The sequence below is a fragment of the Polynucleobacter antarcticus genome (assembly GCF_013307245.1).
Taxonomy (GTDB): domain Bacteria; phylum Pseudomonadota; class Gammaproteobacteria; order Burkholderiales; family Burkholderiaceae; genus Polynucleobacter; species Polynucleobacter antarcticus.
In genome coordinates this window covers 1,623,069-1,645,333 of record NZ_CP028941.1, presented here as the reverse complement: position 1 = coordinate 1,645,333, position 22,265 = coordinate 1,623,069, and the positions used below count along the sequence as shown (strand labels likewise).

Annotated in this window: 22 protein-coding genes and 1 pseudogene; 20 read left to right on the top strand and 3 right to left on the bottom strand. The window is 46.3% G+C overall.

Going from position 1 to position 22,265, the window contains the following annotated elements:
• The first annotated feature begins 2 nt into the window (after window positions 1-2).
• The 11 genes and pseudogenes from DCO16_RS08515 (at window position 3) to cysM (ending at window position 11,214) form a co-directional block, all read left to right on the top strand.
• Entirely contained in the window at window positions 3-884 is an 882-nt protein-coding gene (locus DCO16_RS08515; RefSeq protein WP_173943837.1) for a prephenate dehydrogenase, read from the top strand.
• Complete coding sequence (gene aroA / locus DCO16_RS08510; protein WP_173943251.1) at window positions 884-2,212, top strand: 3-phosphoshikimate 1-carboxyvinyltransferase; 1,329 nt, start codon at window positions 884-886, stop codon at window positions 2,210-2,212. The genes DCO16_RS08515 and aroA overlap by 1 nt, the downstream gene beginning before the upstream one ends.
• Window positions 2,213-2,225: 13 nt before the next feature.
• Window positions 2,226-2,888, top strand: a complete 663-nt coding sequence (gene cmk, locus DCO16_RS08505) for a (d)CMP kinase (protein ID WP_173943250.1) — start codon at window positions 2,226-2,228, stop codon at window positions 2,886-2,888.
• Between the two features lie 116 nt (window positions 2,889-3,004).
• Window positions 3,005-4,678 (top strand): 30S ribosomal protein S1, encoded by a 1,674-nt coding sequence (gene rpsA / locus DCO16_RS08500; RefSeq protein WP_173943249.1) that lies wholly within the window; start codon window positions 3,005-3,007, stop codon window positions 4,676-4,678.
• Between the two features lie 51 nt (window positions 4,679-4,729).
• Window positions 4,730-5,026, top strand: a pseudogene (locus DCO16_RS08495) (integration host factor subunit beta); the annotation flags it as partial.
• A 108-nt stretch (window positions 5,027-5,134) separates the two neighbouring features.
• Entirely contained in the window at window positions 5,135-6,346 is a 1,212-nt protein-coding gene (gene lapB / locus DCO16_RS08490) for a lipopolysaccharide assembly protein LapB (RefSeq protein WP_173943247.1), read from the top strand.
• A 46-nt stretch (window positions 6,347-6,392) separates the two neighbouring features.
• Window positions 6,393-7,757, top strand: a complete 1,365-nt coding sequence (locus DCO16_RS08485; RefSeq protein ID WP_173943246.1) for a UDP-glucose dehydrogenase family protein — start codon at window positions 6,393-6,395, stop codon at window positions 7,755-7,757.
• Between the two features lie 37 nt (window positions 7,758-7,794).
• Window positions 7,795-8,724 (top strand): D-glycero-beta-D-manno-heptose-7-phosphate kinase, encoded by a 930-nt coding sequence (gene rfaE1, locus DCO16_RS08480; RefSeq protein WP_173943245.1) that lies wholly within the window; start codon window positions 7,795-7,797, stop codon window positions 8,722-8,724.
• Window positions 8,721-9,740, top strand: coding sequence for an ADP-glyceromanno-heptose 6-epimerase (rfaD, locus tag DCO16_RS08475; protein WP_173943244.1), 1,020 nt, complete (start codon window positions 8,721-8,723; stop codon window positions 9,738-9,740). Before rfaE1 ends, rfaD begins: the two co-directional genes overlap by 4 nt.
• A gap of 98 nt (window positions 9,741-9,838) precedes the next feature.
• Window positions 9,839-10,261 carry a ComEA family DNA-binding protein gene (locus tag DCO16_RS08470; RefSeq protein ID WP_173943243.1) on the top strand — a complete coding sequence of 141 codons (423 nt, stop codon included), beginning with the start codon at window positions 9,839-9,841 and terminating at the stop codon, window positions 10,259-10,261.
• 41 nt (window positions 10,262-10,302) lie between these two features.
• A complete protein-coding gene (cysM, locus tag DCO16_RS08465; protein ID WP_173943242.1) occupies window positions 10,303-11,214 on the top strand; it encodes a cysteine synthase CysM in 912 nt (303 codons plus the stop codon).
• A gap of 15 nt (window positions 11,215-11,229) precedes the next feature.
• Here cysM and DCO16_RS08460 read toward each other — a convergent pair whose 3' ends face one another.
• On the bottom strand, window positions 11,230-12,507 hold the full coding sequence (locus DCO16_RS08460) for a lytic murein transglycosylase (RefSeq protein ID WP_173943241.1): 1,278 nt from the start codon (window positions 12,505-12,507) through the stop codon (window positions 11,230-11,232).
• An 83-nt stretch (window positions 12,508-12,590) separates the two neighbouring features.
• Here DCO16_RS08460 and DCO16_RS08455 point away from each other — a divergent pair, with 83 nt between their 5' ends.
• Genes DCO16_RS08455 through DCO16_RS08435 form a run of 5 tightly spaced genes read left to right on the top strand, consistent with a single transcriptional unit; the run spans window position 12,591 to window position 18,764 of the window.
• On the top strand, window positions 12,591-13,511 hold the full coding sequence (locus DCO16_RS08455; protein ID WP_173943240.1) for a histone deacetylase family protein: 921 nt from the start codon (window positions 12,591-12,593) through the stop codon (window positions 13,509-13,511).
• Window positions 13,512-13,563: 52 nt separating this feature from the next.
• Window positions 13,564-15,216, top strand: coding sequence for an acyl-CoA synthetase (locus DCO16_RS08450; protein WP_173943239.1), 1,653 nt, complete (start codon window positions 13,564-13,566; stop codon window positions 15,214-15,216).
• A gap of 59 nt (window positions 15,217-15,275) precedes the next feature.
• On the top strand, window positions 15,276-16,025 hold the full coding sequence (locus DCO16_RS08445; protein WP_173943238.1) for an electron transfer flavoprotein subunit beta/FixA family protein: 750 nt from the start codon (window positions 15,276-15,278) through the stop codon (window positions 16,023-16,025).
• A complete protein-coding gene (locus DCO16_RS08440) occupies window positions 16,026-16,961 on the top strand; it encodes an electron transfer flavoprotein subunit alpha/FixB family protein (RefSeq protein WP_173943237.1) in 936 nt (311 codons plus the stop codon).
• Window positions 16,962-16,976: 15 nt separating this feature from the next.
• On the top strand, window positions 16,977-18,764 hold the full coding sequence (locus DCO16_RS08435) for an acyl-CoA dehydrogenase (RefSeq protein ID WP_173943236.1): 1,788 nt from the start codon (window positions 16,977-16,979) through the stop codon (window positions 18,762-18,764).
• Window positions 18,765-18,791: 27 nt separating this feature from the next.
• Here DCO16_RS08435 and DCO16_RS08430 read toward each other — a convergent pair whose 3' ends face one another.
• Window positions 18,792-19,238, bottom strand: a complete 447-nt coding sequence (locus DCO16_RS08430) for a hypothetical protein (protein WP_173943235.1) — start codon at window positions 19,236-19,238, stop codon at window positions 18,792-18,794.
• Window positions 19,239-19,299: 61 nt separating this feature from the next.
• Window positions 19,300-19,830: an META domain-containing protein gene (locus DCO16_RS08425; protein ID WP_173943234.1), complete on the bottom strand. Its 531-nt coding sequence runs from the start codon at window positions 19,828-19,830 to the stop codon at window positions 19,300-19,302.
• A gap of 245 nt (window positions 19,831-20,075) precedes the next feature.
• Here DCO16_RS08425 and rpsP point away from each other — a divergent pair, with 245 nt between their 5' ends.
• The 4 genes from rpsP to rplS all read left to right on the top strand — a co-directional run bounded on the left by rpsP (window position 20,076) and on the right by rplS (window position 22,259).
• On the top strand, window positions 20,076-20,321 hold the full coding sequence (rpsP, locus tag DCO16_RS08420; protein WP_173943233.1) for a 30S ribosomal protein S16: 246 nt from the start codon (window positions 20,076-20,078) through the stop codon (window positions 20,319-20,321).
• A 93-nt stretch (window positions 20,322-20,414) separates the two neighbouring features.
• On the top strand, window positions 20,415-20,978 hold the full coding sequence (rimM, locus tag DCO16_RS08415) for a ribosome maturation factor RimM (protein ID WP_173943232.1): 564 nt from the start codon (window positions 20,415-20,417) through the stop codon (window positions 20,976-20,978).
• Window positions 20,979-20,990: 12 nt separating this feature from the next.
• The gene (gene trmD, locus DCO16_RS08410; RefSeq protein WP_173943231.1) at window positions 20,991-21,737 is read left to right on the top strand and encodes a tRNA (guanosine(37)-N1)-methyltransferase TrmD; all 747 of its coding nucleotides are present in this window, start codon (window positions 20,991-20,993) and stop codon (window positions 21,735-21,737) included.
• A 126-nt stretch (window positions 21,738-21,863) separates the two neighbouring features.
• On the top strand, window positions 21,864-22,259 hold the full coding sequence (gene rplS / locus DCO16_RS08405) for a 50S ribosomal protein L19 (RefSeq protein ID WP_173943230.1): 396 nt from the start codon (window positions 21,864-21,866) through the stop codon (window positions 22,257-22,259).
• The last annotated feature ends 6 nt before the right edge of the window (window positions 22,260-22,265 follow it).

Genomic DNA, 22,265 nt, shown 5'->3' with positions numbered 1-22,265 from the left:
CAATGAGTATTGTGAATCCAGCTAGCAATTACGGAACTGTCACCATTGTCGGTGTTGGTTTGATCGGTGCTTCATTAGGGTTAGCTCTCAAAAAAGCTGGTGTGGTAAATAAGGTCTTGGGGGTTGGGCGTAGTGCAGATAATTTAGATCAAGCCCTAAAGCTTGGTGCGATTGATGGCATCGTTGACTTAGTAGATGCTGCTAAACAGTCTGATGTGATCGTACTGTGTGTTCCCGTAGCTCAAATGCGGACTGCTTTTGAGGTCCTTGAGCCCCATCTTGAATCTCGCACTCTGTTGACGGATGCCGGTAGCACTAAAGGTGATGTGATTTTGGCGGCTAAAGAAGTATTAGGCAAGAAAGCCTGTCAGTTTGTTCCAGCACATCCAATTGCAGGTGGAGCGCAACACGGCGCTGGTGCCGCTAAAGTAGATTTGTTTCAAGGTAGGCAAACCATTATCTGCCCGCTACAAGAAAACTCCCCGCAAGATATTGCATTGGTGGAAGGTTTTTGGCAATCTGCTGGCGCCATCGTGAAGCAAATTTCTGGGGTGCAGCACGATGCTATTTATGCGGCAGTTTCTCATTTGCCACATCTTTTATCTTATGCTCTGATGGCTAGTGTGGTGAACTCGGAAGATGCTGAGCAAAAGTTACATCATGTCGGTGCAGGCTTTAAAGACTTCACACGCATTGCGGCTTCCAGCCCAGAAATGTGGCGTGATATTTGTTTGGCTAATCGCACACCCATCTTAAAAGAGCTGGATCAATATTTAGCGATGGTTAGTCATCTACGTACACTCATTGCTAATCATGATGGCGCTGGTATTGAAAAGATTTTTAAAAAGGCAAGTCAAGCACGTCAAGATATGGACGGGTTTTGATGTCTAGTCTTCCCAGTATCACGACTGGACCATTTGCACGAGCGCAAGGCTCCATTGTTTTACCAGGCTCAAAAAGTATTTCTAATCGGGCCTTACTTTTAGCAGCGCTCGCTTCTGGCACAACAACATTGAGCAATCTATTGGATGCAGATGACACGCAGGTCATGCGTAAGGCGCTTCGTCAGCTAGGCTTATCAGTAAGTGATCAAGCGAATCAAGTATGTGTTGTGGAAGGTTGTGGTGGTCGGTTCCCGGTTCGCGATGCCGATCTTTTTATGGGTAATGCAGGTACAGCTATTCGTCCACTCACTGCGGCGCTTGCTATGCAGAGTGGCAACTACCGTCTTTCTGGTGTGCCTCGGATGCATGAGCGACCCATTCGAGATTTAGTCGATGGCTTGCGTCAAGTAGGTGCTGACATTACTTATGAATCGCAAGAGGGTTATCCGCCCATCAAGATTGCATCAGCAGACATTGCCATTCATGATGTTGTCAAAGTACGTGGTGATGTCTCTAGTCAGTTTTTGACGGCGCTACTAATGGCGCTGCCTTTAGTTGCCAAAAAGTCCGTGAAGATTGAAGTGATCGGTGAGCTCATCTCCCGACCCTATATTGAAATCACGCTGAAGCTGATGGCGCGCTTTGGGGTTTTAGTGAGCTGTCCGGATGCGCAGTCTTTTATCATTCCCGAAAAAAAATCAGATGCGGTCTATCAAAGTCCTGGAACTTTATCTGTAGAGGGCGATGCTTCTTCTGCTTCCTATTTTTTAGCCTTAGGGGCTATTGGCGCTGGGCCAGTTCGTGTCTTAGGTGTTGGTAGTAATAGTATTCAAGGGGATGTTGCCTTTGCTGATGCGTTGTCTTTGATGGGTGCCCAGATCACTGCAGGTGAAGATTGGATTGAGGTGACAGGTGTTAAAAATGCGAGTGGCAAGTTGAATGGCATTACGCTAGATTGCACAGAGATTCCAGATGCTGCTATGACCCTAGCAGTTGCCGCCTTATTTGCTGAAGGCAAAACTCGCTTGAATGGTATTGCAAGTTGGCGTGTAAAGGAGACGGATCGGATTGCAGCCATGGCAAAAGAATTAAAAAAGTTAGGAGCCATAGTTGAAGAGGGTCCTGACTATATCGAGGTGCAAGCGCCTAAAAACCATGCGGACTGGCTTTCACCTCTGGAGGGGATTGATACCTATGATGATCATCGTATGGCGATGTGCTTTTCCTTAGCTGCATTTGGCCCCAATGCACTGAAGATCAATGAGCCAGATTGCGTTGCTAAAACTTTCCCGGCTTACTTTGCGCAATTTGCAGCAGTCGTTTCTTAATCATTGAATAAAAATGAATTTGCCCCCAGTAATTGCGATTGATGGCCCCACTGCCTCTGGAAAAGGAACGGTTGCCTCCTTAGTTGCGCAAAAGCTGGGGTTTCATTATCTAGATAGTGGTGCCCTATATCGTTTAGTGGCCTTGGGATGTCAAAAACACGGTCTAGACCCTAAAAATGGCCCAGAAATAGCTGAATTAGCTAAAAAATTGGTCATTTCCTTTAAAAATGGCCAAGTTTTCCTCAATTTAGAGGATGTCACGGAGGCAATTCGCTCTGAAAGTATGGGTTTATTAGCCTCACAAATTGCAGTCCATCCCGAAGTTCGACAGGCCTTAGTAAGCATCCAGCATGGTTTTCGCACTACACCTGGCCTTGTGGCAGATGGTCGGGATATGGCAAGTGTCATATTTCCAGATGCATCCCTGAAGGTTTTCTTGACGGCAACCCCCTCAGCCAGGGCAGAGCGTCGACATAAGCAGTTGATAGCTAAGGGAATTTCTGCTAAACTACCTGACTTGTTGCAAGATCTACAGGAGCGTGATGCCAGAGACAGTAGTAGAGGCACGGCGCCCTTGTTCATGACGGATGGCGCTAAGTTGCTAGAAACATCGGAATTATCGATAGATCAAGCGGTAAAAGCGGTCCTAGATTGGTATCAAGGTAGTTTGAAGTAAAGCAGTAGTTTTGGTGTCTTAGGAAACTCTACAACGCGACGATCACATTGAGCGTGTTTCTTGGGACTTTTATAACCTAACCCGCTAGGTCTTCTGGCGGCACAAAGTGAATACACATGTCTGAATCATTTGCAGAATTATTTGAAGAATCATTAACCCGATCGAATATGAAGACCGGCCAAGTTATTTCGGCTGAAGTCATTCGCATCGACCATAACTTCGTCGTTGTTAACGCTGGATTAAAGTCCGAAGCGTTTATTCCTGTTGAAGAATTCCATAACGACGCTGGCGAGATTGATGTTGCTCCTGGCGATTTCGTATCTGTTGCTATTGACGCCCTTGAAAACGGCTACGGCGACACTATTTTGTCTCGTGATAAAGCAAAACGCTTGGCATCATGGATGAATTTGGAGAAAGCACTCGAGCAAGCTGAAATTGTTACCGGTACTGTTACTGGTAAGGTTAAAGGTGGCTTAACAGTCATGGTCAACGGTATCCGCGCATTCTTGCCTGGATCACTAGTGGATACACGCCCAATTAAGGATACAACTCCTTATGAAGGTAAGACTATGGAGTTCAAAGTTATTAAGTTGGATCGCAAGCGCAACAACGTGGTGTTATCGCGTCGTGCGGTAGTTGAAGCGAGCCAAGGTGAAGAGCGCGCTAAGTTGATGTCTAACCTGAAAGAAGGTAGCGTAGTTGTTGGTATCGTGAAGAACATCACTGACTACGGCGCATTCGTGGACCTCGGTGGTATTGATGGCCTCTTGCACATTACCGATTTGGCGTGGCGTCGTGTGCGTCATCCAAGTGAGATGTTGACGGTTGGCCAAGAAGTGACTGCGAAGATTTTAAAGTTTGATCAAGAGAAAAACCGTGTTTCACTTGGTGTGAAGCAGCTTGGAGATGATCCATGGGTTGGCATCGCTCGTCGTTACCCACCTAATACCCGTTTATTCGGCAAAGTGACTAACCTGACTGATTACGGTGCGTTTGTAGAAATCGAAAGCGGCATTGAAGGTTTGGTACACGTTTCTGAAATGGATTGGACCAATAAGAACGTTGCTCCAAGTAAGGCAACTGCCTTGGGAACCGAAGTTGAAGTTATGGTTCTAGATATTGATGAAGACAAGCGTCGCATTAGCTTGGGTATCAAGCAGTGCAAAGCAAATCCATGGGAAGAGTTTTCACGTGGCCAGCAAAAAGGCGACAAGCTTTCTGGCGCAATCAAATCCATTACTGACTTTGGTGTATTCATTGGATTGCCTGGGGGTATCGATGGCTTAGTGCATCTTTCAGATCTGTCATGGAATGAGCCAGGCGAAGAGGCTGTTAAGAGGTACAAAAAAGGTGATGAAATTGAAGCAACAGTATTGGCCATTGATGTTGAGAAAGAGCGTATCTCTCTCGGTATCAAACAATTATCTGGCGATCCTTTCAATAACTACACATCCGTAAGTGACAAGGGTAGCCTCGTCACTGGTACTGTGAAAGCGGTTGATGCCAAGGGCGCCACGATTCATTTGGCAGATGAAGTTGAGGCCTATTTGCGTGCTTCTGAGATCTCAACAGATCGCGTTGAAGATGCGCGTAATGTATTGAAAGAGGGTGATAGCGTCACAGCGATGATCATTAACATTGATCGTAAGTTGCGCGTGATTAATCTTTCGATCAAGGCTAAAGACAGCTCTGATCAACAAGACGCTATGGGCAAGCTCCAAGGTGATGCGCAGTCTGGCACAACCAACTTGGGCGCTTTGTTAAAAGCAAAGATGGACAATCAAGGCTAAATCAATATCGCCGCTTTCCTCAAGGGAAGCGGCGGTTTTTATTGATAGACTATGTCAGATCAAGAGCAACAAGCGATTACTCGCTCAGAACTAGTAGAGAGCTTGGCGGAGCAATTTCCCCAGTTACTACCTAGGGACGTAGAGTTAGCCGTGAAAACACTGCTCGATACGATGACTCATGCTTTGGCAGAGGGTAAGCGTATTGAATTGCGTGGTGTTGGTAGTTTTGTTTTGCATCATCGTCCTGCGCGTACTGGGCGTAATCCAAAATCAGGAGAGAAAGTATTGATTCCTGAAAAAAGAGTTCCGCACTTTAAGCCTGGAAAAGAATTACGTGAGCGGGTTGATTACAAGCCCTTAAAGCAAGCGAGCCCTAAAGAGGGTTCTGGTGCATAGTCACATAGCGTATACCCAGTGGTCCATTCGGGCCATTTTTTTATTTAAGTTCTGCACATCATGATTCAGATTGCAACCTCTTGGCTGATCTTGATTCCGATTGTGTTTGGTATCGGCTGGTTAGCCGCGCGCTGGGATTTACGTCTTGAAAATCGTATGGATGAGCGTGAAAGGATGCGTCAGCAGCGCTCTACCTTTAAAGGGCTGAGTCTTTTATTGAATGAGCAGCCTGATCAGGCTATCGAAACACTGGTAAAAATTGCACAGCTTGACCCTGAAACCATTGAATTACATTTTGCCTTGGGGAGTTTATTTCGCCGTCGTGGTGAGACTGAGCGTGCTATTCGGGTACATCAACATTTAGCTGAGCGAGATGATCTGAAACCCCGTGATCGTGATCATGCCGCTTATGAATTAGGTCGCGACTTTCTTCGAGCTGGATTATTAGATCGAGCTGAGGCCTCATTAAATCGTGTGGGTGATGGTAAGTTTGCCGCACCTGCTAAAGAGAGTTTGCTAGAGATGTATCAGATTGAGCGTGATTGGCAAAAAGCGATTATTGCTGCTAGCGAGCTTGAGGGCTTACAGGGCAAATCACACCATACGGAAATCGCGCAATTTCATTGTGAGATAGGCCAAGAGGCGCTTCGCCGTAAAGACTTACCTGAAGTAGAAAAATCGATTCAAATGGCATTGCAGGCTGTACCCAATCATGCACGCGCTGTGATTTTGCAGGGAGATTATCTGATAGCAATGGAGCGCCCCGCCCAGGCGATTGAAGTGTGGAGCGCCGTTGCTAGTACTCATCCTGCTTACATGCATCTACTCGCTGATCGATGGATGGCAGCCCATACTGCTATTGACACAGCAGATGCTGGATTGAGTGCTCTACATGACTTACTAAGGACGCAGGCTTCTGGAGAGTTGCTTGATATTGTCCAAAAGCATATGACTCAAATTCGTGGACCGCAGGCTGCTGAAGTGATGTTAGTTGAGGTTATGCAGCACTCACCAACTTTAAGTGCATTATCAAAATTAGCAGAAACCCGTTTGATGCTGGCTGAGAGTCATGGCACTCCAGAACGAGTTTCTGACTTACAGGCTACTTTGAGCTTATTAAAGCAACGCACTACTAGTTTGGCGCGTTATACCTGTGGAAATTGTGGTTTTCGGGCCCGACGTTTTTATTGGCAATGCCCAGGATGTAATCACTGGGAGGCTTACTCCCCAAGACGAAATGAAGGTGCTGTATCAAGCGGTCCTTCTATGTAAGTTGAATTAGTACGTATTAGTAAATACTGAAACATTTGGAGATATTTTGAAAGTCACCATCATTGGAAGCGGTTACGTTGGACTAGTTACAGGCGCTTGCTTAGCAGAGCAAGGCAATAACGTCTTTTGTGTTGACGTAGACTCCAAAAAAATTGCCATTTTGAACTCTGGTGGTGTCCCTATTTACGAACCCGGTCTCAAAGAAATGATCGAGCGCAATCGTGCAGCTGGTCGTTTGCAATTCTCAACAGATATTGCTGCCTCCGTTGCACATGGTGAAATTCAGTTTATTGCGGTTGGTACTCCACCGGATGAAGATGGTTCTGCAGATTTGCAGTACGTAGTCACTGCCGCCCGAAATATTGGGCTTCATATGACTAGCCCTAAAGTGATTGTCGACAAGTCTACTGTTCCAGTCGGTACGGCTGACAAGGTTTCTGCTGCTATTACTGAGGAGTTGGGCAAGCGCGGTCTTTCTCCTGAATTATGTTCGGTAGTTTCTAATCCGGAGTTTCTAAAAGAAGGTGCTGCAGTTGAAGACTTTATGCGTCCTGATCGAATTGTGATTGGTACGCAGAGTACGCCAGCAGGTTTACGCGCTAAAGAGCAGATGCGTAAACTTTACGCCCCTTTTAACCGCCATCATGAGCGGACTTATTACATGGACGTGCGTAGTGCCGAGCTCACTAAATATGCAGCCAATGCGATGCTAGCAACTCGTATCTCTTTTATGAATGAGTTGGCTAATCTGGCTGATTTAGTCGGCGCAGATATTGAGGCAGTTCGCCAAGGTATTGGTTCAGACTCTCGTATTGGCTATGGATTTTTATATTCAGGCACAGGTTATGGTGGCTCATGCTTTCCTAAAGATGTTTCTGCACTGAGTAAAACAGCGATTGAACATGGCAGGGATCTCAAGATCTTAGATGCCGTAGAAGCAGTCAATGAGGCTCAAAAATATATCTTGGTTGAGAAAATTGAAAAACGTTTTGGTAAAGACTTATCAGGCAAAAAGTTTGCCTTATGGGGTCTAGCCTTCAAGCCTAATACCGACGATATGCGCGAAGCACCCAGTAGAGTAATTATTCAAGAGCTGGTCAAGCGTGGCGCGCAGCTTGTTGCCTATGATCCCGTGGCTATGCCAGAGGCCAAGCATTGTATGGAGGTAGATTTTAAGGGTGACTCAGAGGGCCTCAAGAAGGTCTTGATGGTGGACGATCCTATGGCTGCAGTAGATGGATGTGACGCCTTGATCATTGTGACCGAGTGGAAGGCTTTCCGTAGCCCAGATTTTGACCTGCTTAAAGCAAAACTGAAGAGTCCGATTATTTTTGATGGCCGTAATCTCTATGAGCCACAAGCTATGCAAGAGTTAGGTATTGAATATCAAGGCATTGGCCGTCATAATTAAAATATCAAAAAGAATTTATTAAAGAGATTATTTGCCCGTGGAAAAAGCGAACCGAGAACAATTTTCTAAAGCCCGCCTATTAGTGGTGGGTGATGTCATGTTGGATCGCTATTGGTTCGGAGATACGTATCGCATTTCTCCTGAAGCGCCAGTGCCAGTTGTGCAAGTAGGTAAGATTGATGAGCGTTTGGGTGGGGCTGCTAACGTGGCGCGTAACGTTGCAGCACTAGGCGCAAAGACGACGATCTTGGGCGTGGTTGGTGATGATGAGCCGGGGCAGCGGATTGCTCAATTGTTGCAGTCTAGTGGCGTAGATAGTCAGCTTGAAATAGACGCTAAAGTGCCGACCACGGTCAAGTTGCGGGTGATCGCAAGACAGCAGCAGCTCATTCGCTTAGATTTTGAAGAAACCCCAAGTCAAACAGCCTTAGCTCACAAACTTGAGCGATTTGAAAAGCTCATCAGTGATGCTGACGTCGTTATTTTGTCGGATTACGGCAAAGGAGCCCTAGGCCAAGTTGCCCTCATGATTGAGCAGGCGCGCGCTCAGAAGAAAATGATTTTGGTTGACCCCAAGGGGGACGATTATGCAAAGTATCGTGGAGCGACTGTACTGACCCCCAATCGTAGTGAATTACGCCAAGTGGTGGGTCAATGGACCGATGAAGAAGATTTAACTCAAAAAGCCCAAGCACTACGTCAGTCTCTAGACCTAGAGGCTTTATTGCTTACTCGCTCTGAAGATGGGATGAGTTTATATACAAAGAATGGTGTAAGCCACGTTAAAGCCCAAGCACGCGAAGTATTTGATGTATCGGGTGCTGGTGATACCGTGATTGCTACTTTAGCAGTTGCTTTAGCAGCTCAATGGCCGTTAGAAAAAGCGATGGCCCTAGCCAATCGCGCTGGCAGTATTGTGGTGGGCAAGTTGGGTACTGCCACCGTCACTTCAGAGGAATTGCAATGACCATTATCGTTACGGGCGCTGCAGGTTTTATTGGCGCCAATATTGTTCAAGCACTCAATGCCCGTGGCGAGAAAAATATCATCGCTGTGGATGATCTTCGTCCGGCAGATAAGTATCGCAATCTAGCCGATCTGGACATTATTGATTATGTTGATAAAGATGAGTTTCTAGAAGCTTTTAGAGGCGGGCGTTTCGGTAAGGTAAAGGCAGTGTTTCATGAGGGAGCTTGTTCAGACACCATGGAAACGGATGGGATTTTTATGATGGCGAATAACTATCGCTACACCATGGATCTCTTAGATATCTGCACCGAGCAAAAAGTACAGCTCCTGTACGCCTCATCTGCTGCTACGTATGGTGGTTCAGATACCTTTATCGAGAGTCGCGAACATGAGAAGCCACTTAATATTTATGGTTACTCAAAGTTTTTATTTGATCAGGTGATGCGTAAGCGCTTTGCGGAAAAATCCAATACTGCTCAGGTAGTAGGCTTTCGTTACTTTAATGTGTATGGCCCAAGAGAGTCCCATAAGGGACGTATGGCCTCTGTAGCCTTTCATCAATATCACCAATACAAGGCCAGTGGGCAAGTCAAACTCTTTGGTGAATACGGTGGATATGCAGCAGGCGAGCAATCTCGTGACTTTGTGTCGGTAGAAGATGTCGTGAAAGTTAACCTCTTTTTTCTAGATCATCCTGAAGTCAGTGGCATATTCAATCTTGGTAGTGGTCGCGCACAGCCATTTAATGATGTTGCACATGCAGTGGCAAATGCTATGCGTAAAATTAATCAAGCAAACCCTGCTAGCCTCCAAGAATTAGTCAAAGAAAAAGTAATTGAGTACATTCCTTTTCCGGATGCTCTCAAGGGCAAATATCAATGCTTTACCCAAGCCGATTTAACAAAATTGCGCGCTGCAGGGTATGCAGAGCCCTTCCTGAATGTAGAGCAGGGTGTCAGTCGATATGTTACTTGGCTATCAGCCAATACAGATTTCTTAGCGAGTCCACTCTAGAGTCTATTAAGGAGTCAACAGACTCCACTGCCATTCGTTGTAAATAGTCCACTTGCACTTTGTGTAGGTGGATTTTTTTATTAACGTATGGAGAAAAAATGAATCAACTATTAAACACAGGCGGTGCTCGAGCTTTTCTCAAGGCTTTGTTGTTTTCAGCCATGCTGGCTGTTTCTGGCCTCAGTGCTGCAGCGCCTATCAATGTCAATACAGCCACTCAATCAGAGTTAGAGAGTATTAAAGGTATCGGACCTTCTAAAGCAAAAACTATCATTGCAGAGCGTTTAGATGGGGGGCATTTTCAGGATGCGAATGACCTGCAAAAGCGAGTTCGTGGAATTGGTATGAAATCTGTCGAAAAAATGGTCGATAACGGTTTGACTATTGAAGCCCCCAGCTCTTTTCGGGAGCCTCATGGCCGTACCAATAAAGAGGGCTCCAGCGCGAGTAGACGTGGTGCGCGTGGTCAAAGTAATCCTCGCAATCATCCGGATCGCACAGGCTCAAATCAGCGAAATTAAGCCCTTTGATGTTTGAGCATGCTTATGGCTAAAATGGCCTTATGAGCACACCTTCTTACTTAACTATTTCACAGACCGTAGGTAATACGCCTTTGGTTCGTTTGCAGCGCATTCCAGGCCCGGATAACGAATCGAGAAACAATCTGATTTTAGGAAAGTTGGAGGGAAATAATCCAGCGGGGTCGGTGAAGGACCGACCTGCGCTGTCGATGATCATGCGCGCTCAGGAGCGCGGCGAGATTAAACCAGGCGACACCTTGATCGAGGCGACTAGTGGTAACACCGGTATTGCATTAGCAATGACCGCTGCTATGTTGGGCTACAAGATGGTTCTTGTTATGCCTGAAAACCAAAGTATTGAGCGTAGGCAAAGCATGGCTGCCTATGGAGCGGAGTTGATTCTGACTGCAGCTTCTGGCGGAATGGAGTTTGCTCGGGATTATGCCTTGCAACTGCAAAAAGAAGGTCGTGGAAGGCTGCTCGATCAATTTGCCAATCCAGATAATCCCCGTGCCCATATTGAAACCACGGGGCCAGAGATTTGGCGAGACACTGATGGAGAGATCACCCACTTTGTTTCCTCAATGGGCACTACAGGAACGATTACTGGAGTATCTACCTATCTTAAGTCTATGAATCCTAATATTCAGATTATTGGGGCGCAACCTGAGGATGGTTCACAGATTCCTGGAATTCGTAAATGGGCACCAGAGTATTTGCCTAAAATTTATCAAGGCGATCGGGTAGATCGTATTGAATATGTTTCACAAGCAGATGCAGAGGAGATGGCTCGCCGGCTTGCCGCGGAGGAAGGTATTTTTTGTGGTATTTCAGCAGGCGGTGCTTTGGTAGTTGCCTTACGAGTGGCTCGTCAGGTCGAGAACGCAAGGATTGTCTTTATCGTATGCGATCGGGGTGATCGCTACCTCTCTACGGGTGTTTTCCCGGCATAGCAATCTGCAGCAGTACTACTGAATCTTTTTCTTTTTAGTGGCTTTACTAGATTTAGATTTGATTTTCTCGCTAGGTTTTATTGCTTTGGGGTTGGGTGAGCTTGTTAACTTTGGTACGACACTCTGATTTTTGTACCCTAAAGCTTCAGCAAATTCAGCAACACTCTGGGCATAAAAGTAACTGCGGTTGTACTGCACGATACTTAAGAAGTTATCTAAACCCACTAGGTAGCGCACTTGATCATTGCCATCTTGATCTGGATACGGAAGATCCACAATCAGTGCCCGGCTTTGGGGTGCTACACCGCCAGCTTGAAGATCACCTTGGTTTTTATTGAGAATACCTTTTTCTACTAACTCTTGGACCGTATATTTAAGTTGAGGTTCACCATCAGCCAGCAGTCTTGCATCGGCAATGCCCGATTCTTGTACTGGAAAATAGATAGGCATACCCGTTTGCCAGCCATGTTTTTTCATGAAATTAGCGACACTCGCAATCGCATCTTTCGGACTTCTTTTGAGATCTACATGACCATCTCCATCCCCGTCTACAGCAAAGCTACGAATACTACTGGGCATAAATTGAGGTAATCCAATGGCGCCCGCATAAGAACTATTTTGATTGAGGCAAGTATTGAATTGAGTGGTGTTGAGGCCCTGTATTTGATTTTTAGCGGGTAGTTTGCCACCAGCTTCTGACCAACACATCAAAATTAACGCTTGCAACTGATCTTTAAATAGTTGTTCACGGGCTAGCTTGTTGGGGGTGTCAGGGTAACTAAAGGCTAGGGTAGAGAGGACGTCCTTGACCCGAAAGTTACCGGTTTGACGCCCGTAGATTGTTTCAATACCAATAATGGCCACAATCAGCTCAGCGGGTACCCCAGATTCTTGTTCAACTTGAGATAAAAAGGTCTGATTTTGCTCCCAGAAAGACTTACCAGCTTTTATTCGGACAGGCTCAATGAAGCGTTTGCGATAGGCTAACCAATTCTTTTTAAATGTTGCTGTGGGTGGCAGTACCAATTTACGAATGGAGGGGATCGTCTTGGTATCCGCAAAACTCGTTTCCAGGATCAACAAGGGAATTCCTTCAGATTGGGCTATCTGAGTAATTAGAGTTTTGAGGTTTCCGCTGAAATGGGCTTCGGTAGCAACTTGAGCGGCTGATTCCGCAGAATGGTTTACGATAGGCTCTATAGGCTTGACTTGCTGGGTCGGAGCAGTCGAACAGGCGCCCAAGACTAGCCCTAAGAGGAGGGTTGCTGTAAGGTGGGATGTGCGTAGATTCATGTTCAAGCAAGTCGATCTTTGGGATATGAGAAGATTTTATTGAATTATAAAAATAATAGTTTTGTGATAGAGGACTTTTGGTAATGACTACAGGATACATAACTCATCCAGACTTTTTAAAACATGAGATGGGTGCTCATCATCCCGAGTGCCCCGAGCGTATTCAGGCTATCAACGATCAATTAATTCGTAGCGGGGTAGATCGCTTTCTTCAGCATCTTGATGCACCCTTGGCAACTGAGGAGCAGATTGAGTTAGTCCACAGTGCAGATCATATTGCTTTCGTCAAAGAGCGTTCACCAGTCAGTGGTTATTACATGTTGGATGGTGACACGATTATGAATCCCCACACTTGGAATACTGCCTTGCGTGCAGCAGGCGCAGCTATTGCTGGAGTAGATGCCGTGATGAAGGGCGAGGTTGAGAATGTATTTTGTGCTGTTCGTCCTCCCGGGCATCATGCTGAACCTACCCGTTCTATGGGATTTTGTGTTTTTAGTACTGTCGCCATTGCAGCGCGGTATGCGATGGATCAATATGGTCTTGAACGCGTAGCTATTATTGACTTCGATGTGCATCATGGGAATGGGACTGAGGCCGCCGTTTTTAATGACCCCAATATATTGATGTGTAGCTTTTTCCAGCATCCCTTTTATCCCTATAGCGGCCTAGACAGAGCGACAAATATGGTCAATGTTCCGCTACCGGCCTCAACTCGCGGGGATGTAGTCCGATCGATTGTGGAAGAGCAGTGGTTACCCCGCCTACGGGATTTTGAACCAGAGCTGATCATCATCTCTGCAGGGTTTGATGCACATCGTGAGGATGATTTGGGGCAAATGGGTTTGGTAGAGGATGACTACGTTTGGATGACCAAAAAACTCAAAGAGCTTGCCAACCAATCTGCCCAAGGCCGCATCGTCAGCTGTCTTGAGGGTGGCTATAACCTATCTGCTTTAGGTCGCAGTGTCGTGGCACACGTGAAGGCACTTGCTGATATTTGATCGTCAGCTTAGTAAGTTATGTATTTAAATCTAATGAATATTGAAGGTGCAAATGGCCAATATTTTTGAGCAGGGATTAGAGCGTAATGCTGCTAATTTCACACCCATTACCCCCCTGTTATTTTTAGAGCGATCAGCCGAGGTCTATCCAGAGCGGATAGCGATTATTCATGGCGAGTTACGCCAAACATGGAGTCAGACGTATGACCGCTGCCGTCGTTTGGCGAGTGCTTTGCAAAAACAGGACATTAGTTTGGGGGACACCGTTGCCGTCATGTTGCCTAACACCCCAGCCATGGTAGAGGCTCACTTTGGTATTCCGATGGCTGGCGCAGTATTGAATGCACTTAATACCCGGCTTGATCCTGAATCCATTGCCTTTATGTTGAACCATGGGGAAGCCAAAGTTGTTATCGTGGATCCAGAGTTTTCTGCAGTAATGAAAAAAGCGCTCGCAATTGCTCAAAAAGAGAGCGGCCGAACATTATTAGTGATTGATGTAGAAGAAACGGAGTTTGATGTTCCAGGCGAGAAATTGGGTAGCCTAAGCTATGAAGCACTTTTATCTTCAGGTGATCCTCAATTTGCTTGGAAAATGCCAGCAGATGAATGGCAAGCTATTTGCTTAAACTACACCTCAGGCACTACTGGCAATCCAAAGGGGGTGGTGTATCACCACAGAGGCGCTGCGATTAATGCAGTCTCCAACATTTTGGATTGGGATATTAATCGGCATCCTGTGTATTTGTGGACTCTGCCGATGTTCCACTGTAATGGTTGGTGCTTTCCGTGGACAATCGCTGCGCGCGCTGGCGTGAATATTTGTTTGCGGCGTGTTGATGCGGCCCATATCTTTACAGCCATTAAAGCTCATGGAGTGACGCATTACTGTGCTGCGCCAATTGTGCACAACTTACTCGTCAACGCGCCAGATGAATTAAAAGTAGGCGTCCCTGCAGGTGTCAAAGGACTCATTGCGGGTGCTGCGCCGCCAGCATCCATTATTGAAGGAATGGAACAATTAGGCTTTGAGTTAACCCATGTCTATGGTCTAACCGAGGTCTATGGCCCAGCAGCAGTTTGTGTGAAGCAAGATGAGTGGAATGATATGGATATTGGTGAGCGTGCTCGACTCAATGCGCGTCAGGGCGTTCGCTATCATATGCAGCAAGCGATTGATGTATTAAATCCTCAAACTTTGGAGCCAGTACCCGCTGATGGAGAAACCATGGGGGAAATTATGTTCAAGGGCAATATTGCGATGAAGGGCTACCTCAAGAATGCTCAGGCTACTCAAGCAGCCTTTGAGGGCGGCTGGTTTCATTCTGGTGACTTGGCGGTCAAGAATCCAGATGGTTACATCAAAATTAAAGATCGAAGTAAAGACATCATTATTTCAGGTGGGGAAAATATCTCCTCAATTGAGATTGAGGATGTTTTATACCGTCATCCTGCTGTGACGGCTGCTGCAGTAGTAGCAAAACCAGACCCGAAGTGGGGTGAGACTCCCTGCGCCTTTCTGGAAATAAAGTCAGGAGTAGAGGTTACTGTTGCTGAGATCGTTGCCCACTGCAAGCAGCATCTTGCTGGCTTTAAGGTGCCAAGAGCAGTGGTTTTTGGGGAGCTCCCCAAGACCTCTACTGGCAAGATTCAGAAGTTTGAGCTTCGTAAGCAGGCTGGCTCTGCCTTAGCGATTGATGTTTAACCCAGGACCGTGTAGGACAGATAAAATAGCATGATTACCTCCAAAGTAGAGAATTGAGAATGAAGATCTTAGTAGCCGTAAAGCGCGTAGTTGATTACAACGTGAAGATTCGGGTGAAGTCCGACCAGTCTGGTGTGGATTTGGCGAATGTCAAAATGAGTATGAATCCCTTTGATGAAATCGCGATTGAAGAAGCGGTGCGCTTAAAAGAAGCAGGTATTGCTACCGAGGTGGTTGTTGTTTCAGCAGGATTGACTCAGTGCCAAGAAACCTTGCGGACTGCCTTAGCTATTGGCGCAGATCGTGCGATTTTGGTGGATACCGATGTGGAATTACAGCCCTTAGCAGTAGCGAAGATTCTTAAAGCGCTTTGTGAAAAAGAGCAAGCGCAAATTGTCATCTTGGGTAAACAAGCGATCGATGATGACAGCAATCAAACGGGCCAGATGTTAGCAAGCTTGATGGATATTCCCCAAGCTACTTTTGCTTCTAAGGTAATCGTGGCTGATGGTAAGGTCAAGGTGACACGCGAAGTGGATGGTGGCCTTGAAACGATTTCTCTTACCTTACCAGCAGTGATTACTACAGACTTGCGCTTGAATGAGCCTCGCTATGTGACGCTTCCCAACATCATGAAGGCTAAAAAGAAGACTCTAGAAATCATTAAGCCGGAAGAGCTCGGAATAGATATCACCCCTCGTCTTAAAACTATCAAAGTGGAGGAGCCTCCTAAGCGCTCAGCTGGCGTGATGGTTGCGGATGTGGCAGCTCTGGTAGATAAACTTAAAAATGAAGCGAAGGTGATTTAAATGGCTGCACTCGTTATTGCTGAACATAACAATATCTCCCTTAAGGTGGCTACACTCAATACCGTAGCAGCGGCTTTGCAATGCGCTGCAGAGGTAGATGTACTTGTCATTGGGGATGGTACTGATGCTGTAGCACAAGCTGCTGCGAAAATAGCCGGCGTGCGCAAAGTGATTCAGATAGATGCGCCGTATTTTTCTGATCAATTGGCTGAGCCTGTGGCAGCACAGATTTTAGCAATTGTCTCTTCTTATAGCCACCTGTTGGCTCCAGCCACAGCGAATGGTAAAAATATATTGCCTCGGGTTGCTGCTAAGTTAGATGTTGCTCAGCTCTCTGATATTACTAAGGTAGTTTCCCCCGATACGTTTGAGCGACCCATTTACGCAGGTAATGCCATTGCTACAGTGCAATCTGGAGATGCGATTAAAGTGATTACAGTGCGTACGACGGGTTTTGATCCTGTTGCTGCTAACGGCGGAACTGCTTCTATTGAAAAATGTACTGCAGTTACTGACGTTGGCCAATCTACTTTTGTTGGTCGTGAGCTAACGAAATCAGATCGTCCAGAGTTGACTGCTGCCAAGATTATTGTTTCTGGTGGTCGCGGTCTGGGCTCCGGTGAAAAATATCAAGAATTGATAGCGCCATTGGCTGATCAGTTAGGCGCTGCACTCGGTGCATCCCGTGCAGCAGTAGATGCAGGCTATGTGCCCAATGATTATCAAGTGGGTCAGACCGGCAAGATTGTTGCACCCCAACTCTATGTTGCAGTCGGCATTTCTGGGGCGATTCAGCACTTAGCTGGAATGAAAGACTCTAAAGTAATCGTAGCCATCAATAAAGATCCTGATGCACCTATCTTTGGTGTTGCCGATTATGGTCTAGTTGCAGATTTGAACGTAGCAGTTCCTGAACTCATTAAGCTTCTTAGCTAAACAATAGGATTCGTCATGCCATATGTAGCCCCGGTAAAGGACATGCTATTCGTAATGAATGAATTAGCGGGCTTATCAGAGGTGGTGACTTATCCTCAATATGTGGAAGCAGGCGCTGATCTTGATTTAGCCCCAGCGATTTTGGAAGAGGCGGCAAAGTTTACGCAAGATGTAGTGGCGCCACTCAACTGGCCTGGAGATCAACATCCTAGTGTTCTTCGAGATGGCCAGGTATATACAAGCCCCGGCTTTAAAGAAGCTTTTTCTCAATTTGCTTCTGCAGGCTGGCAAGGCGTTGTTCATCCATCGAAGTTTGGTGGTCAAGGCCTTCCTAAACTAATTTCTACTGCTTGTTTTGAGATGGTGAACTCAGCAAATATGTCTTTTGCTTTATGCCCGATGTTGACCGACGGCGCTATTGAAGCCTTACTCACAGCAGCCAGTCCTGACATTCAAGAGCGTTATGTACCCAAGATGATTTCAGGGGAGTGGACAGGTACGATGAATTTGACTGAGCCACAGGCAGGCTCTGATCTGTCTATGGTGCGAACACGCGCTGCTCCTCAGGATGACGGCACTTATAAAATTTTGGGTACCAAGATTTACATCACGTATGGTGATCACGATATGGCCAAGAATATTGTGCATTTAGTGCTGGCGCGTTTACCAGATGCGCCTGAAGGCATTAAGGGCATCTCTTTATTTGTAGCCCCCAAGTTTATGGTGAGCGCTGATGGATCTCTCGGCAAGAAAAATGACATTGAGTGTGTTTCCTTGGAACATAAGCTAGGTATTAAAGCGAGTCCAACAGCGGTATTACAATTTGGAGACCATGGTGGGGCAGTAGCTTATTTGGTTGGGGAAGAAAATCGTGGCCTAGAGTATATGTTTGTGATGATGAATGCCGCACGCTTTTCAGTAGGGATGCAGGGGGTTGCAGTTGCAGAGCGCGCCTATCAAAAAGCGGTGCAATATGCAAAAGACCGTGTGCAAAGTCGTGATCTGTCAGGGTCTCCCGCCCCGGTAGCGATTATTCATCAACCCGATGTAAAGCGCATGCTCATGACGATGCGTGGCTATACGGAGTCAGCGAGAGCACTAGCGTATTACGCAGCCGCCGCTTTTGATGCGCAACATGCTGCCCCTGATGAGGTGGTTCGCAAGCAGAATCAAGCGATTTATGAATTCTTAGTACCGATCGTGAAGGGCTACTCAACAGAGATGTCAATAGATGTTGCCAGTTTAGGTATTCAAGTGCATGGTGGTATGGGTTTCATTGAGGAAACAGGCGCTGCACAGCATTATCGCGATGCCCGTATTTTGACGATCTATGAAGGCACGACTGCTATACAGGCAAATGATCTAGTCGGTAGAAAGACGGTACGAGATGGCGGGGCTACTGCCAAGATATTCTGCGACAAAATAATGCAGACTGAAAAAGCATTAGCAGAGAGCGATAGTGCTGACGCCCTCGCTGTACTCAAGCAATTAACAATGGCTCGTCATGCGTTTGAGGATTCTGTTACCTATATTGTGAGTCATGCTAAGACTGAAATTAAGGAAGTCTACGCTGGTAGTTTTGCTTACCTACGTCTATGCGGCTTGTTATTTGGTGCGTGGCAAATGGCACGCGCTTTATTATCTGCGCAAGCTTTGCGTGCAGGTGACCCACCATTTTTTGATGCCAAGATTGCTACAGCGCGGTTTTTCGCAGAAAACCTCTTGCCGCAAACTCAGGCTTTGGCGATCTCTATTTTAGAGGGTGGTCAGTCTACCAACGCGCTCGCACCAGAGCAGTTTTAATAAATCATACTTCTTGATTTACCTGCTTTACTGGGATAACTTTCTGGCTTCTTCAATTTGCGAGATGAAGAATTGTTCAAAAGCGATGGCAAAGAAGGTCATCATGATCACAGCGCCAAACACCAGAGATAAAATCACCATCAGGACTACTGGCCAGCCAGACTGCGTTGCTTTTGTGGGATCGAGCCCAGGGTTGAATTGAGCATCCCACTCTTCATCGGGACGCAAACCAAACACAATCGTCGTTAACCAAGTGGCCTGTAATGCAATAAACCCAAAGGTGATGAGCACCCAACCTGGGGCAGAGTCAAATCGAGCTTCCTTCAGAATTTGCCAACCTGCGACACCACCAATGATGGCTAGTAGCTGTGCCCAGGCCCAGAAAGATTTCAGTCCTTGTAGATAAAAACAGTTCAAGCCTGTGCCTGGAAAAAATATGCCGAGCGAGCAAAAAAGAAGTTTATGTTTTTTCATGGAGTATAGATATTAATGGATGCAGTAAGGAATGCAGTAAGGAATGCAGTAAGGTCAAAATTTATTTCGCAAGATGATTACGCTGCATAAAGTTAAGGACTTCACGATTCGCGCTAATCATGAGTAGTTGATCACCATTACGGACGAGCGAACGGTAATCATTTAACTCGTATAGAAAATCATTTTCTAATTCCATACGCTGTGGGCTACAGGCCATCTTGGTAGTTGTAATCTGATCCAAGGTAAAGCCACGTGCATCCTCTGTCATGCGAGCTGTAAATCGATTGCAACCCGTTGAACCACTGACTCGCTCACCCTTGGAATCAAATTGAAGTTGGATGGGGTTACTATTCTCACCTTGTGGAATTTGTCGGGTTCGTATTTCACCTTTGCTATTCGGGGCGAGGTTCCAACGCACCAATTCCCATTTGGTGTTGATGAACTCACTGCTAGGGGGGCTGGTTTTAGCGGTACAGGGGGGGATAACGCTCGCACAAGCTGTTAAAAGGCTCAGGCTAAGGCAGGTCAGTAGTAAAAAAAGCCGATTTAATGCACTACTGGAAGTGTTAAAAACAGCTATTTTGCAGGACATATGATTGTAAGTAATTGTTTTTAATGAATATTTTATAAAATGCTCTATTCTATTCTACTGGTCAAGCCTTGTAGGTCATCGCTTAAATAGGTGGATCAAGTAGGGCTTTTCGTCTAGAATATGAGGTTTTCCGCTAAACCGTGTATTTGTTTTTGATTGTGCGGTGTTGTGGAGCCCCAGATTTTGCAGTAATTTCATGGGCTTGTAACCAAGCTATTTTCATTTTTAGATTTTAAGGAATAAGTATGGTCGTCATTCGACTGGCACGCGGCGGTTCAAAGAAACGCCCTTTTTATAGCATTGTGGCTACAGACAAGCGCAACCGTCGCGACTCGAACTTTATCGAGCGCATTGGTTATTTCAATCCACAGGCAGCTGAGTCAGAGCAAGCTATGCGTATTGCTCAAGACCGCTTGACCTATTGGACTGGTGTTGGTGCACAAGTTTCTCCAACCGTAACTCGCTTAATTAAAAATAATCCTGCGGTTTAAAGATTGCAATTCCAAAGACTTTGTCATTGCGATGAAGTTTTTGGGAACTGAATTTACTTGTAGCGATATTTAGGGAGTTGAGGTGGAAGCATTATGAGTACACCTTCCCTAGTCGATTTGATTGAGCTCGGTGCAGTACAGGACGCTCAAGGCTTGCAAGGACAGATTAAGATTCGTCCTCATGCGGCTGATCCAGTAACCCTCTTGTCTAGTAAAGAAGTTTGGTTATCACTGATTCCTCGGCGAGGAGCCGGTGTGTGTGATTCTCATGCTCAGGCTTTACTGACGCTCTACCAGGTACGGCAGGCCAAGATGCACAGTGGCACTGTTGTGATGACTTTGGATGGCGTCACTGACCGCGATCAAGCGGAGGCCTTGAAGGGTGCCCGTATCTTAGTAGGACGAGATGTTTTCCCCAAAATAGACAAAGACAGTTATTACTGGGTTGATCTGATCGGATGCACGGCAGTCAATTTGCAGGAAGAGGTTTTAGGAGAAGTCATTGATATTACCGAGAACGGCGCGCATGGCGTGATCGCGATTGGTGATTCTGAAACTAAAACAGTGAAGCAGCTTGTGCCGTTTGTAAAGTCCGTAGTACAGAACGTTGACTTAGCGCACAAGCGCATTACACTGGACTGGCAACTCGATTGGTAACCCATTCCCACCATGCGCTTTGATGTAGTCACTTTATTTCCGGAGATGTTCTCTGCATTAACGCAGTGGGGTATTACTGGGCGCGCATGTGAGCAAGGCCTTGCCCAAGTACAACTTTGGAATCCCCGAGATGTTTGCCTTGATCCCCGCAAGTCAGTAGACGATCGTGCTTATGGCGGTGGCCCCGGCATGGTCATGATGGTCAAACCTTTAGAGGACACAATCGCTGCTATTCGAGCCTCGCACCACTCTCAAGGCTTGCAATCTGGCCCCGTTTGTCTTTTAGCCCCCCAGGGCGAGATCTTTTCTCAGAAAACAGCTGCCAATATTCTTAAATATCCTAATATGACCTTGATCTGCGGTCGTTATGAGGCCATTGATCAGCGTTTTATTGATCGCAATGTTGATTTACAGCTTTCTGTAGGGGATTTTGTGGTTTCTGGAGGGGAATTGCCTGCCATGACCATGATGGATGCGGTCATTCGGCTGATTCCAGGAGCGCTGGGAGATGGCGAATCTGCGGTCCAGGATAGCTTTATCAATGGTCTTTTGGACTACCCGCATTACACCCGCCCTGAAATATACGAAAATTTATCTGTCCCGGACGTGCTTTTAGGCGGACATCACGCTAAAATAGCAGATTGGCGTCGGCAGAAGTCTTTAGAGCTGACGCTAAGGCTCAGGCCTGATTTAATTGAATCGGCCAGAGCTAATGGGTTGCTAAGCCAAGAAGATGAGCGATTTCTTCGTACTTTGTGAGTGATCTCAAGGTCGGATTAAAAGCAGATGTTTTGGTTTGGTGAAATGGTTTTAACTACATCCTCTGTCTGGTCCGTTGACGAATGTCTCGGGATTAAACGCTGACAAGATGTTTAAGGATGAATAATGAATTTGATCGAAAAAATTGAGCAAGAAGAAATTGCTCGTCTCACTGCCAACAGAGTGCTTCCTAGTTTTGCTCCTGGCGATACCGTAGTGGTTGGCGTGAACGTAGTTGAAGGTACACGTAAGCGTACCCAGGCCTTTGAAGGCGTTGTGATTGCTAAACGCAATCGTGGATTGAACTCTAGCTTTATCGTTCGCAAGATGTCCTCTGGCGAAGGTGTAGAGCGTACATTCCAAACCTATTCACCATTGATCGCTAGCATTGAAGTGAAGCGTCGCGGTGATGTACGTCGTGCCAAGTTGTACTATTTGCGCGATCGTTCAGGCAAGTCTGCACGTATTAAAGAGAAGCTTCCTGCGCGTAAGGTCAAGGTTGCTGCAGTTGCAGCTGAGTAAGCATTA